General features: G+C 71.4%; 12 protein-coding genes. 4 read left to right on the top strand and 8 right to left on the bottom strand.

Annotation, left to right across the window (positions count from 1 at the left end):
• Positions 1 to 38: 38 nt before the first annotated feature.
• From ACULK2_RS06965 to ACULK2_RS06955, 3 genes are all read right to left on the bottom strand, one after another.
• The gene (locus ACULK2_RS06965; RefSeq protein WP_445969254.1) at positions 39 to 1,364 is read right to left on the bottom strand and encodes a M50 family metallopeptidase; all 1,326 of its coding nucleotides are present in this window, start codon (positions 1,362 to 1,364) and stop codon (positions 39 to 41) included.
• Between the two features lie 135 nt (positions 1,365 to 1,499).
• Positions 1,500 to 2,585 carry a 1-deoxy-D-xylulose-5-phosphate reductoisomerase gene (gene dxr, locus ACULK2_RS06960; RefSeq protein WP_445969255.1) on the bottom strand — a complete coding sequence of 362 codons (1,086 nt, stop codon included), beginning with the start codon at positions 2,583 to 2,585 and terminating at the stop codon, positions 1,500 to 1,502.
• A gap of 24 nt (positions 2,586 to 2,609) precedes the next feature.
• Positions 2,610 to 3,251 (bottom strand): 4'-phosphopantetheinyl transferase family protein, encoded by a 642-nt coding sequence (locus ACULK2_RS06955; RefSeq protein WP_445969256.1) that lies wholly within the window; start codon positions 3,249 to 3,251, stop codon positions 2,610 to 2,612.
• A gap of 85 nt (positions 3,252 to 3,336) precedes the next feature.
• Between ACULK2_RS06955 and ACULK2_RS06950 the strand changes: the two genes are divergently transcribed.
• Both ACULK2_RS06950 and ACULK2_RS06945 read left to right on the top strand, forming a co-directional pair.
• Positions 3,337 to 4,098, top strand: a complete 762-nt coding sequence (locus ACULK2_RS06950) for a lysophospholipid acyltransferase family protein (protein WP_445969257.1) — start codon at positions 3,337 to 3,339, stop codon at positions 4,096 to 4,098.
• Between the two features lie 85 nt (positions 4,099 to 4,183).
• Positions 4,184 to 5,098: a hypothetical protein gene (locus ACULK2_RS06945; protein WP_445969258.1), complete on the top strand. Its 915-nt coding sequence runs from the start codon at positions 4,184 to 4,186 to the stop codon at positions 5,096 to 5,098.
• Positions 5,099 to 5,148: 50 nt separating this feature from the next.
• Here ACULK2_RS06945 and ACULK2_RS06940 read toward each other — a convergent pair whose 3' ends face one another.
• Entirely contained in the window at positions 5,149 to 5,628 is a 480-nt protein-coding gene (locus ACULK2_RS06940; protein ID WP_445969259.1) for an OsmC family protein, read from the bottom strand.
• A 115-nt stretch (positions 5,629 to 5,743) separates the two neighbouring features.
• Between ACULK2_RS06940 and gabT the strand changes: the two genes are divergently transcribed.
• Positions 5,744 to 7,129 (top strand): 4-aminobutyrate--2-oxoglutarate transaminase, encoded by a 1,386-nt coding sequence (gene gabT, locus ACULK2_RS06935; RefSeq protein WP_445969260.1) that lies wholly within the window; start codon positions 5,744 to 5,746, stop codon positions 7,127 to 7,129.
• Between the two features lie 3 nt (positions 7,130 to 7,132).
• Entirely contained in the window at positions 7,133 to 8,122 is a 990-nt protein-coding gene (locus ACULK2_RS06930) for an asparaginase (RefSeq protein WP_445969261.1), read from the top strand.
• Between the two features lie 96 nt (positions 8,123 to 8,218).
• On the opposite strand, the gene ACULK2_RS06925 is transcribed toward ACULK2_RS06930, so the two are convergent.
• From ACULK2_RS06925 to ACULK2_RS06910, 4 genes are all read right to left on the bottom strand, one after another.
• Positions 8,219 to 9,022 (bottom strand): ABC transporter permease, encoded by an 804-nt coding sequence (locus tag ACULK2_RS06925; RefSeq protein ID WP_445969449.1) that lies wholly within the window; start codon positions 9,020 to 9,022, stop codon positions 8,219 to 8,221.
• A gap of 95 nt (positions 9,023 to 9,117) precedes the next feature.
• Complete coding sequence (locus ACULK2_RS06920; protein ID WP_445969262.1) at positions 9,118 to 10,029, bottom strand: ABC transporter permease; 912 nt, start codon at positions 10,027 to 10,029, stop codon at positions 9,118 to 9,120.
• A gap of 3 nt (positions 10,030 to 10,032) precedes the next feature.
• Positions 10,033 to 11,232, bottom strand: a complete 1,200-nt coding sequence (locus ACULK2_RS06915) for an ABC transporter ATP-binding protein (protein WP_445969263.1) — start codon at positions 11,230 to 11,232, stop codon at positions 10,033 to 10,035.
• Positions 11,232 to 12,467, bottom strand: a complete 1,236-nt coding sequence (locus ACULK2_RS06910) for an ABC transporter substrate-binding protein (protein ID WP_445969264.1) — start codon at positions 12,465 to 12,467, stop codon at positions 11,232 to 11,234. The genes ACULK2_RS06915 and ACULK2_RS06910 overlap by 1 nt, the downstream gene beginning before the upstream one ends.
• Positions 12,468 to 12,513: the final 46 nt, after the last annotated feature.

The raw sequence follows: 12,513 nt of genomic DNA, 5'->3' as shown, positions 1-12,513 counted from the left end.
TGCGGCGGGCTCGGCCGGGCGGGCGCGCCCGCCGCAGCTCAGAGCACGCTGATGGGCTTCACGATGTCGGCGTAGATGAGCAGCGCGCTCATCCCGCCGAGCACGATCACCATGGCGAACGTGAGCGGCATGAGCTTCGCGAGGTCGACGGGCCCGGGGTCGGGCCGGTTGCGCAGCTTCGCCCAGCCGCGGCGGATCGCCTCCCAGAGGGCGCCCGCGATGTGGCCGCCGTCGAGCGGCAGCAGCGGGATCAGGTTGAAGACGAAGAGGGCGACGTTGAGCGAGGCCAGGATGCCGACGAGTCCCGCCGCGCGAGAGGCGATCGGCACCTCGTCGAGGCTCGTGATCTCGCCCGCGATGCGGCCGACCCCGACGACCGAGATCGGGCCGTTCGGGTCGCGCTCGTCCGGTCCGAACGCGGCGTTCGCGACATCGACCAGCCGCTGCGGGAGGTTGACGATGATGCCGGCGACCGCCTGCACGTTCTCGCCGACCATCGGCAGCACGGCGGTGGCCGGCTGGCGCACGGTCTCGGTGGCGGGGCCGATGCCGACGAACCCGACCTCGACGGTGAGCTCCTCCCCCGAGGCATCCGTCACGACCCGGCCCTGCTCGTCGATGACGTACCGCTCGCTGAGCATGGGGGTGACCGCGAGCGTCACCTCCTCGCCGTCGCGCAGGACGACGACCGCGATCTCGTCGCCGGGGTGCTCCCGGATGATCGCCGTGGACTGGGCCCACGTCTCGATCGGCTCGCCCTCGATGGCGACGAGCGTGTCGCCGGGCTGGATGCCGGCCTCGGCGCCGGGCGCGGCCGGGTCGCCGGCCTCGCACGTCTGCCGCTCGCTCGTGGCGGGCAGCGCGCACTCCGAGACCGACCCGATCGTGGTCGAGGCCTGCGCGACGCCGAAGCCCATGAGGAGCACCCCGAAGAGCACGATCGCCAGCACGAGGTTCATGAACGGGCCGCCGAACATGACGATGATCCGCTTCCACACCGGCAGTCGGTAGAAGGCACGGTGCTCGTCGCCGGGCGTGATCGACTCCGCACTCGAGTCGCGCGCGTCCTGCACGAGGGTGCGGAAGAAGCCCGTGCTGTCCTCCTTGGCGTGCCCGTCCTTTCCGGGCGGGAACATCCCGATCATGGCGATGTACCCGCCGAGCGGGATCGCCTTGACGCCGTACTCGGTCTCGCCCTTCCGGCGCGACCAGATCGTCGGCCCGAAGCCGATCATGTACTGCGTGACCTTGACGCCGAACAGCTTCGCCGGGACCAGGTGGCCGATCTCGTGCAGGCCGATCGAGACGGCGAGGCCGACGACGATGATGGCGACGCCGATCACGAACAGGAGCACGGATTCCACCCCGTCATCGTAGGGGCGATCCCTTGGTGCGCGCTGTCCGCCGACTGTGAGCGGATGCCGCGGGGTCGACGCCGCCGTCACGGGGCCGCCGTCACGGGATGCCGCATCGCCCGCGGCGCCGGCGCCCCGTCGCGACTACGAGCGCGCGATCCGCAGGTCGGCCGCGCGCCGCGCCATCCGTTCCGCCTCGGCGAGCGACTCCACCGTGAGCGCGCCGGAGGGCGCCTCGTGCGCGTCGACGACGGCTCGCACGGTGTCGACGATCTCGGTGAATCCGATCCGGCGCGCGTGGAAGGCCGCGACCGCCTGCTCGTTCGCGGCGTTGAACACCGCGGGGTACTCGCCGCCCGCGCGGCCCACCTGCTTGGCGAGCTTCACCGCCGGGAACGCGGCCTCGTCGAGCGGTTCGAAGGTCCACTGCTGGGCGCTCGTCCAGTCGAGCGGCTTTCCGGCCGCGGCGACCCGGTTCGGCCAGTCGAGGCCGAGCGAGATCGGCAGGCGCATGTCGGGCGGCGACGCCTGGGCGATCGTCGAGCCGTCGACGAACTCGACCATCGAGTGCACGATCGACTGCGGGTGCACGACGACGTCGATGCGGTCGTAGTCGACGTCGAACAGCAGGTGCGCCTCGATGACCTCGAGGCCCTTGTTCACGAGCGTCGCGGAGTTCGTCGTGACGACGAGGCCCATGTCCCAGGTGGGATGGGCCAGCGCGTCCGCCGGCGTGACGTCGGCGAGCTCCTCGCGGCGCCGGCCGCGGAACGGCCCGCCCGACGCCGTGAGCACGAGCCGGCGCACCTCGTCGTGCGTGCCGGAGCGCAGCGCCTGCGCGATCGCCGAGTGCTCCGAGTCGACGGGGACGATCTGCCCGGGCGCGGCGAGCCGCGTCACGAGGTCGCCGCCGACGATGAGCGACTCCTTGTTCGCCAGCGCGAGCGTCATGCCCCGTTCCAGCGTCGCGATCGTCGGGCCGAGGCCCACCGAGCCGGTGATGCCGTTCAGCACGACGTCGGCGTCGACGCTCCTGACGAGCTGCACGGCCTCGTCGACGCCGACGGCCGTGTTCTCGACGCCGAACTCCTCGGCCTGCCGCTCGAGCTCCGCGCGGTTCGACCCGACGCCGAGGCCGACCACGTCGAAGCGACGGGGGTTGGCCCGGATGACGTCGAGCGCCTGCGTGCCGATGGAACCGGTGGACCCGAGGATGATGACGCTGCGCACACGGCCACTCTAGGACGAGCGCGCTCAGCGACGAGGGAGCAGGGCGACGGATGCCGCGACGCGGCCGGGCACCGCGACGTCCATGAGCCGCACCTCCTCCCAGCGCGATCCGAGCTCCGGGACGCTCCGCGTGATGCGCCCGTCGCCGTGGTCGTCGCCGGGCATGGTGACGGCGATCCGCGAGGGCTCGAAGACGTCGAGGTGGCCGACCGCTCGGAGCAGCGCGGCCTTGCGCGCCCAGACCTGCGCGCGCACGAGCGCACGCGCCGACGGATCGAGCTCATCCAGCCGTTCGCGTTCCTCCGGGTGGAGCGCGGCGGCGTCCAGCGCCGGCGCGGGCTCGGACGCCGCGGCCTCGACGCCGACCCCGAGCGGATGCCTCGTCCCGACCGCCGCGACGACCACGCCCGCGTCCGTCGCGGCGTCGGCGAACCACGAACCGCCCGACGGCGTCGTCGGGTATCGGACGACCGGGCTGCCGTGCCGGACCCCGCAGGCCGGGCACGCGTGATCGAGCTCGACGTCGTCCGCGGGCACGCCGGCGGACGCCGCGAGGTGGGCACGCAGCACCGCGTCGACGCCGGCGCCGCGGCGAACACCGGGCGCGACCATGACGCGCGCCCCGGTGCCCTCCAACTCGACGACCTCGGCCGATGCGATGTCCATGCGCCCATGATGGCGCACTCGGGGCCGGCGGTGCTCTCTGCGCCATATTCCGGGCCTCGCATACGGCCTGACGTAGCGTCGGAGGGTGAGTGAGATCGAGGCCGACGCCGTCCCAGCCCCCCGGTCCAAGCCGGGGCCCGTCTACGGGCTCGTCCGGGGCATCCTGCGACCGCTCGTCCGCATGATCTACCGTCCGACCATCACGGGCGCCGAGCACGTCCCACCGACCGGCCCGGTCATCCTCGCCTCGAACCACCTGTCGTTCGTCGACAGCATCGTGATCCCGCTCGCCGCGCCGCGACCCGTGCAGTTCCTCGCGAAGTCCCACTACTTCACCGGCACGGGCGTCAAGGGGTGGCTCTCCCGCACGTTCTTCACCGCGATCGGCGCGGTGAGCGTGGATCGCGGGGCCGGCGCCCAGGCGCAGGCGGCCCTCGACCAGGGACGCCGGATCCTCGAGTCGGGCAGCGCATTCGCCCTCTATCCGGAGGGCACGCGCTCCCTCGACGGCCGGCTGTACCGCGGCCGCACCGGCATCGCCTGGCTCGCGCTCACGACGGGCGCGGTCGTCGTGCCCGTCGGCCTCATCGGCACGCAGGAGATCCAGCCGGTCGGCTCGTCGATGCCGCGGGTGCGGCCGGTCACGGTCCGGTTCGGCGAGGCGCTCGACCTCAGCCGTCACGGCGCCGCCACGTCGGGCCGCTCGCGGCGGGCCGCGACGGACGAGATCATGGCCGCGATCCACGCGCTCACCGGCCAGGAGCTCGCGAACGCCTACAACGAGGCGCCGCCGCAGGGCACGCTCGCGAAGCTCGCCGACCGCGTCGCGCCGCGCGAACGCGTCTGACCTCGCTCGCTCTGTCGACGGCACGACGCGCCGGATCCGCCGCGTTCCCAGCGACCCGTTGGCCTGCCCCGGTATCGTCGGCGCGATGAGGACGAGCTCCCGCGCGTGGATCGCCGCCGTCGCGGCATCCGCTGCCCTGTTGCTGGCCGGGTGCGTGCCGACCGCGGGGATCGAGCGCGACCCGACCTCCGCCGACCGGCGCATCCCCTCGACGGAGCGGTTCGACCCGGGCTTCATCGTCAGCGACGACGCCTTCTACGACTCGGCCGCGATGACGGTGCGCGACATCCAGGTCTTCCTCGAGTCGCGGGACTGCCGGCCGGTCGACGGCGTGGCGTGCCTCGCGGACTACACCGAGGACGTGGAGCCGATCGCCGCGGCCGGCCCTCGGCACTGCACGGCCGTGCGCGGCGGCCCGGCGCTCCCGGCGAGCCGCATCATCAGCGACGTCGCCGCCGCCTGCGGCGTGAGCCCGCGGACGCTCCTGGTGCTCCTGCAGAAGGAGCAGTCGCTGCTCACGCGGCCGAGCGCTCGCGGCTACGAGCGCGCCACCGGGTACGGCTGCCCGGACACCGCCGACTGCGACGCGCGCTACTTCGGCTTCTCCAACCAGGTGTACCGGGCTGCGTGGCAGTTCCGGCAGTACACGGCGGAGCCCGAGCGGAAGTTCCGGATCGGGACGGTCGAGGTCGGGTTCCACCCGGATGCCGCGTGCGGCGCCTCTGCGGTCCGCATCCGCAACCAGGCCACCGCGAACCTCTACAACTACACGCCGTACCAGCCGAACGAGAGCGTGCTCGCCGACCCGACGGGCGGGGACGACTGCTCCGCCTACGGCAACCTCAACTTCTGGCGCATCTGGCATCGCTGGTTCGGCGACCCGCGCGACGAGCGCCTCCCCGAGTACTTCCCGCCGTGCTCGCGCCTCGTCGGGGGGTACCCGTGCCCCGCGCCGGCGCCGCCCGGCTCGGCGCTCGCACCGGCGCAGGCGCTGCCCTGAGCGGGTGACCGCCCGGCCGGTCCCGCGCGCTCCCGCGCCCGTCCGGCGGTTCAGGCGCCGCGGACCAGCGTCGTCGGTTCGTGGCGGACCGGGAACGCGACGGAGGCCGCGATGAAGCACTTCTCGGATGCCTCGTGGTGCAGCGATTCGGCGAGCTCGCGCATCGACGGCTCGGCGACCGTGACCCGCGGCCGGAGCAGGGCCTCGACGAGACGCCCGCCGCCGCGGCCGTCCTCACGCAGGATCGCGGTCGCGGCATCCTCGTAGCCCACCACGACCACGCCGTGGTTCACGGCGACGTGCAGGTAGGAGAGCATGTGGCACTCGCTCAACGCGGCGAGCACGAGTTCCTCAGGGTTCCAGCGCTCCCGGTCGCCGTGGAAGGCCCGGTCGCTCGAGCCCGCGATCTCGTGCAGCTTGCCGGCCGCGCGCACGGCGTGCTGCCGCCCGTACGAGCGGTACGAGGACGTGCCCTCGCCGCGGTCGCCCTGCCATTCGAGCTCGATCGCGTACCGGTGCTCCCCGAGCATGGTGTCTCCCTCCTGAGGCGGCGGGTGCCGGCCCCATCCCGGATCCGCGCCGTCGTCGATCCTGCACCCACCCGCCGACGTCCGACGCGAGACCCGGGGATAAGCTGGTCCGATCATGACTGACACCTGGATCCCCGTCGAATCCGCGTCCGCCGAGACGGCCGAGCAGGCCGCCGTCCCGCAGGAGCGACGGATCGTCACCGCCATCCCCGGTCCGCGCTCGCAGGAGCTCCAGGCGCGACGGAACGCCGTCGTGTCGGCGGGCGTCTCGAGCGTCCTGCCCGTCTACATCGAGCGCGCGCACGGCGCGGTCCTCGAGGACGTCGACGGCAACCGGTTCCTCGACTTCGGCGCCGGCATCGGCGTGACCACGGCCGGCCACACGCCCACGCGCGTCGTCGAGGCCGCCGTCGCCCAGTCGCGCGACGTCCTGCACACGCTCTTCACCATCACGCCGTACGAGGAGTACGTGCGTGTCGCCGAACTGCTCGCCGCGCACACGCCCGGCGACTTCCCCAAGAAGTCCGTGCTCGTGAACTCGGGCGCCGAGGCGGTCGAGAACGGCGTGAAGATCGCCCGCAAGCACACCGGCCGCCGCGCGGTCGCGGTGCTCGACCACGCCTACCACGGGCGCACGAACCTCACCATGGCGATGAACTACAAGGCGATGCCGTACGCCACGGGCTTCGGCCCGCTCGCGGGCGACGTCTACCACGCCCCGAGCTCCTACCCGTTCCGCGACGGGCTGACCGGTCCCGAGGCGGCGGCCCGCACGATCGGCTACCTCGACAAGGTCATCGGCGCATCCGACCTGGCCTGTCTCGTGGTCGAGCCGATCCAGGGCGAGGGCGGGTTCATGGTCTACGCCGACGGCTACCTGCCCGCGCTGCAGGAGTGGTGCACCGCCAACGGCGTCGTGATGATCGCCGACGAGATCCAGTCCGGGATGGCGCGCACCGGTGCGTACTACGCGTCAGAGCACTTCGGCTGGACCCCCGACCTCGTGCTCACGGCCAAGGGCATCGCGGCGGGCTTCCCGCTCGCCGCCGTGACCGGTCGAGCCGAGATCATGGACTCCTCGCACCCCGGCGGCCTCGGCGGCACCTTCGGCGGCAACCCCGTCGCGTGCGCGGCCGCGATCGCGGTCTTCGAGGCCATCGAGGAGGAGGGCCTGCTCGACGAGGCGCGTCGCATCGAGTCGACGCTCACCGCTGGCCTCGAGCGCCTCCGGGCGAAGTACGACGTCATCGGCGACATCCGCGGGCGGGGCGCGATGATCGCGATCGAGCTCGTCGAGTCCGGCACCGCCGACACGACGAAGGCGCCGAACGCCGCGGCGGTCTCCGCGATCGTCGCGTTCGCCGCCCAGCAGGGCGTGCTGTTCCTGAGCGCCGGCACGTGGGGCAACGTGCTCCGCTTCCTGCCGAGCCTCCGCATGACCGACGAACTCATCGCGGACGCGCTCGGCGTCCTCGACGACGCGTTCGCCGCGCTCAGCTGACCCATGGGCGAGACCTTCGCGGCATCGGCCGCCGCCCAGCTCGCCGTCGTCGAACGCGGCGGCTTCGTCGAGTCACGTCACGTCGGATCGGCCGTGGTCCTGGGGCCGGAGGGCGAGGTGGTGCGCGAGCTCGGCGACACCACCGCGCCGGTGCTCCCGCGTTCGAGCATGAAGCCGTTCCAGGCGCTCGCCGTGATGACCTCCGGCGTGACCCTCCGCGGCGAGGACGCGGCCATCGCCACCGCCAGCCACAGCGGCACCCCGCAGCACGTCGCGCTCGTGCGCGGACTGCTCGCCCGGGCCGGACTGCCCGCCTCGGCGCTGCAATGCCCGGCCGAGTACCCGACCGACCGCGCCTCCCGCGACGAGCTCGTGCGCGGCGGTTCCCGGCCCGAATCGATCACGATGAACTGCTCGGGCAAGCACGCCGCCATGCTGCTCGCCTGCCACGCGAACGGGTGGCCGCTCGAGGACTACCTGGATCCCGAGCATCCGCTGCAGAAGCGCATCCTCGACGTCCTCGAGCGGCTCACCGGCGCACGGCCGTCCGCCAGCGTCACCGACGGCTGCGGCGCGCCCGTCCACGCCGTCGGGCTCACCGCCCTCGCCCGCGGCGTCCAGAAGATCGCGTCGTCGTCGCCCTCGTCGCCGTTCGCGCTGTTCCGGGAGGCCGCGGCGCTCACCGATGGGGTCCGCACGAACGGCTGGGCGATCGCCGGGCCGGGCCGGCCCGACTCGGTCTCGATCGACCGGCTCGGCGTGTTCTCGAAGTTCGGCGCCGAGGGCGTCCAGGTGATGACCGCGCCCGACGGCACGACGGTCGCACTGAAGATGCTCGACGGCTCGCCGCGGGCGTCGGCCATCGTCGCCGCACGGCTGCTCGTGGGCGGGGGCGCGCTCGAGGCCTCGGCGGTCGACGCCGTCGAGCCCGAGCTCGGGCTCGACGTGCTCGGGGGCGGGCGCGTCGTCGGACGCATCCGCGCCACGGTCTAGCCCGCGCGCCCTCGGCGGCGCCGCCGTCTGCGCCGCCCACGCCCCGTCGGGGCCGCGACCCATGCGGGTCGCCGCCCCGACGCGGGCGTGCCTCGCTCAGCCCATCTGCGCGGCGAGCCGTTTCGCGCGCGCCGCACGCGAGATCTGCGCGACGACCACGAGCGCGAGCGCGACGATGAACACGGCGGACGCGATCACGTTGGCCTCCGCGGGGATGCCACGGGACGCCGAGATGTAGATGTACTTCGGGAACGTCGTCACCGAACCGGAGTTGAAGTTGGTGATGATGAAGTCGTCGAAGCTCAGGGCGAACGACAGCAGCGCGGCCGCCATGATGCCCGGAGTCAGCAACGGGAACGTGATGCGCCAGAACACCTCGCGGGGCGATCCGTACAGGTCGCGTCCCGCCTCCTCCAGCGCGGGGTCGAGGCTCGCAACACGCGCCTTGACCGTCACGACGACGAAGCTGATGCAGAACATCGTGTGCGCCAGGATGATCGTCAGCATGTCCTTGGGAACGCCGACAGCCAGGAACTGGGCTGCGAGGCCCGCACCGAGGACCACCTCGGGCGTCGCCATCGGCAGGAACAGCAGCAGGCTGGTCGCCGAGCGGGCGCGGAACCGGTAGCGCACCAGGGCGATGGCGATCATCGTGCCGAGCGTCGTCGCGATCACCGTCGACACGAGGCCGATGACGATGCTGTTCGCGAACGCCTCGCAGACCGCGCCGCCCTCGACGTTGCAGACGTTCAGCCACTTGTCGAAGGTGAACCCGCGCCAGGAGATGTTCGACTTCAGCGAGTCGTTGAACGAGAACACGAAGGTGTACGCGATCGGGATCAGGAGGAAGATGAACGCGAGCGTCACGTAGACCGGCAGGAGCCAGTCGCCGAGCCCGATCCGCCGCCGCCGCGGCCGCTGCGGTCCTCGCCGGTCCTCGAGCTCCTCGCTCTCGGTGAGGCCGCCGAGGACTGCCGCCGCCTGGACTTCGCCGCTCACAGCAGGTCCTCCGTTCCGGATCGCTTCACGTACACGCCGACGAGCACGAGGATCGCCGCCATCAGGATGATCGAGAGCGCCGCCGCCGCCGGGTAGTTCAGCAGCACGAGGAAGTTCGCCTCGATCACGTTGCCCATCATCTGGGTGTCCGGACCCCCGAGGAAGTCACGGCTGGCATTGACGTAGTCGCCGGCCGCCGGGATGAACGTCAGCAGCGTGCCCGCGACGATGCCGGGCATCGAGAGCGGGATGGTGACCTTCCGGAACACCGTGAACGAGTTCGCGTAGAGGTCGCTGCCGGCCTCGAGGTACCGGGTGTCCAGTCGCTCGAGCGTCGTGTAGAGCGGCAGGGTCATGAAGGGGATGAAGTTGTACGTCAGGCCGAAGACCACCGCGAACGGGGTGCCTGCGAAGTACGCGTCCGGCGCGAGCAGCGAGAGCGCCTTCAGCGACGTGATGATGAGCGACTCGTCCGACAGGATCTGCTTCCACGCGAGCGTGCGCAGCAGGAAGCTGATGAAGAACGGGGCGATCACGAGCACGAGCAGCAGGCCCTGCAGAAGCGGCCGGCGTCGCGCCTTGACGCCGATGAAGTACGCGATCGGGTAGCTGAACAGGAGCGCGAACACCGTCGCCAGCAGGGCGTAGCCGAACGAGCGCAGGATGTGCGGCCAGTAGTCCTGGACGACCGCGACGTAGTTCTGCCAGTTGAATGCGTAGTCGTACACGCCGATGTCGCCGAACTCGCTCGGCGCCTGCAGCGACGTCAGGATCAGCGAGATGAGCGGTGTGAGGAAGAACAGGACGAGATAGAGGATGCCTGGCAGGAGGAGGAAGAGCGCGATGGGGCTCTTCCTCCGCGTCACCTGGGGCTGCGCCTCCGCCGTCGCGAATGCTGCGAAGGCCATGGCTCAGCTGCCCTCGAGCTCCGTGATGAGCGCCTCCCGGCGCTGCACCGCGATGGACTGCGTGTCGGCGTCGGCCGGGAAGCGCGACGACTCGTCGGGCTCGTCCGACAGGCCGAACCCGTGCTCGACGTCCCAGCTGAGCCACACCTCCGAGCCCTCGTGGGCGACTGGGCCGAACGTCATGTTCTGGGCGAAGACCGAGAGGGTGCCGACGCCCGGCACCGCGACGATGTACTCGGTGCTCACACCGGCGAACGAGACGTCGATGACGCGCCCGGGCCCGAGCAGCGTGCGACTCGCGACCTCCGCGGGCTGTTCCGGGTGGAGCGTGACCTTCTCGGGGCGGACGCCCACGGTGACGAGGCCCTGGTGACGCTGCGCGCGCGCCGTCGGGACCGTGATGCGGTGACCGCCCGCGTCGACGGTGATCGCCGTCGAGGTCGTGCCGACGACGTCGCCCGTGAACAGGTTCGACTTGCCGAGGAAGTTCGCCACGAACGCCGTGCGGGGCAGTTCGTAGAGTTCCTCCGGCGCGCCCATCTGCTCGATCGCGCCCTTGTTCATCACGGCGACGGTGTCGGCCATGGTCATGGCCTCCTCCTGGTCGTGCGTGACGTGGAGGAAGGTCAGCCCGACCTCCTCCTGGATCGTCTTGAGCTCGAGCTGCATCTGGCGGCGCAGCTTGAGGTCGAGTGCGCCGAGCGGCTCGTCCAGCAGGAGCAGTGCGGGCCGGTTGACGATCGCGCGCGCGAGCGCGACGCGCTGCTGCTGCCCGCCCGAGAGCTGTGCCGGACGTCGCTGTGCGAGATGGTCGAGCTCGACGAGCTTCAGGGCCTCGTGCGCGCGGGTCTGGGCATCGGCGATCCGCCGTCGCTTCAGCCCGAACGAGACGTTGTCGATGATCGACATGTGCGGGAACAGCGCGTAGCTCTGGAACACCGTGTTGACCGGGCGTTGGTGCGCCTTCGTGTCGGTGACGTCCGTGCCTCCGATGAGGATCCGTCCGGCGGTCGGCTCCTCGAGTCCGGCGACGAGTCGCAGAGTGGTGGTCTTGCCGCAGCCCGACGGTCCGAGCAGGGCGAAGAACGACCCGGCCGGGATGGTGAGGTCGAGCTCCTCGATCGCGGTGAAGCCGGGGAATCGCTTCTGGATGCCGACCAGTTCGAGGTCGGCGCCGCTCTCGGCGAATTCGCGGATCGCCATCACGATCCCAGGAGGATCTGCTGGAACTGCGCCTGGTACTTCTGCTCCTCGGCGCCGGAGAGCGCGCGGAAGATGAACGCGTTCGAGAGCGTCTCCTCGTTGGGGAAGATCAGCTGGTTCTCGGCGAGCTCGGGGTCGATCGCGACCGCGGCCTCCTGCGCCCCGACGACCGGCGTGATGTAGTTCACCCACGCGGCGACCTCGGCCGCGACCTCGGGCTCGTAGTAGTAGTTGATGAGCGTCTCGGCGTTGGTCTTGCGCGGCGAGCCGATCGGGATCAGGAAGTTGTCGTTCCAGAGCGTGCCGCCCGCGGTGGGGATCGCGAACTGCCACTTGTCGCCCGCCTCCGCGTTCAGGACCGTGATGTCGCCCGACCAGCAGATGGCGGCGAGCGTGTCCTCGCTCTTCAGGTCCTCGAGGTACGAGTTGCCCTTGATGTTGCGGATCTGGCCGTTCGCGACCTGCTCGTCGAGGATCTCGATCGCCGCGTCGAACTCGGCGTCGCCCCAGTCGGGGCTCGAGATGTCCACGCCGTTCTGCAGCATCAGGAGGCCCATGGTGTCGCGCATCTCGGAGAGCACGCCGACGCGGCCCTTCAGCTCGGAGTTCCAGAGGTCCTCGACGGTCTCGAGGCCGCCGGGCACCTTCTCGGTGTTCCAGCAGATCCCGGCGAAGCCGCCCTGCCACGGGAGCGAGTGCGCCCGCCCCTCGTCGAAGCTCGGGTTCGCGAGCGCCGGGGCGAGGTTGGCGATGTTCGGGATGTTCCCGTGGTCGAGCTCCTGCGTGTACCCGAGGCGGATCCAGCGCGAGACCATCCAGTCGGTGAGGCACACGGTGTCGGCGCCGATGTCCTGGCCGAGCGCGAGCTGGTCCTTGACCTTGCCGTAGTACGTGTTGTTGTCGTCGACGGCGACCTCGTAGTTGACCTCGATGCCGGTCTCCTCGGTGAAACGGACGAGGGTGGGGTAGGCGCCGGAGTCGTCCTCGTCGATGTAGGCGGCCCAGTTCGCCCAGTTCAGGGTCTTGTCGGTGTCGGAGACGTCGGCGGCGGCCGTGGGCCTGGCCTGGCCTCCGCCCGTCGAACAGGCGGCGAGGGCGAGGGCCGAGGCGCCGGCGCCCGCGCCGGCGAGCAGGCCGCGGCGCGTCAGCTGCGCCTGGCGGGCCTGCGCCACGAGGGCGCGGACGATGGGGTCCTGGGGAAGGGGACGGCTGCTCACGAGGTCTCCAATCGACATGCATGCGCGTGCAGGGGTGCGAAGATACTGACACACTGCGTGGGCG

The organism is Agromyces molybdatiresistens (assembly GCF_052748445.2).
The sequence above is the reverse complement of the archived record's forward strand: the minus strand, read 5'-3'. Positions and strand labels throughout refer to the sequence as shown.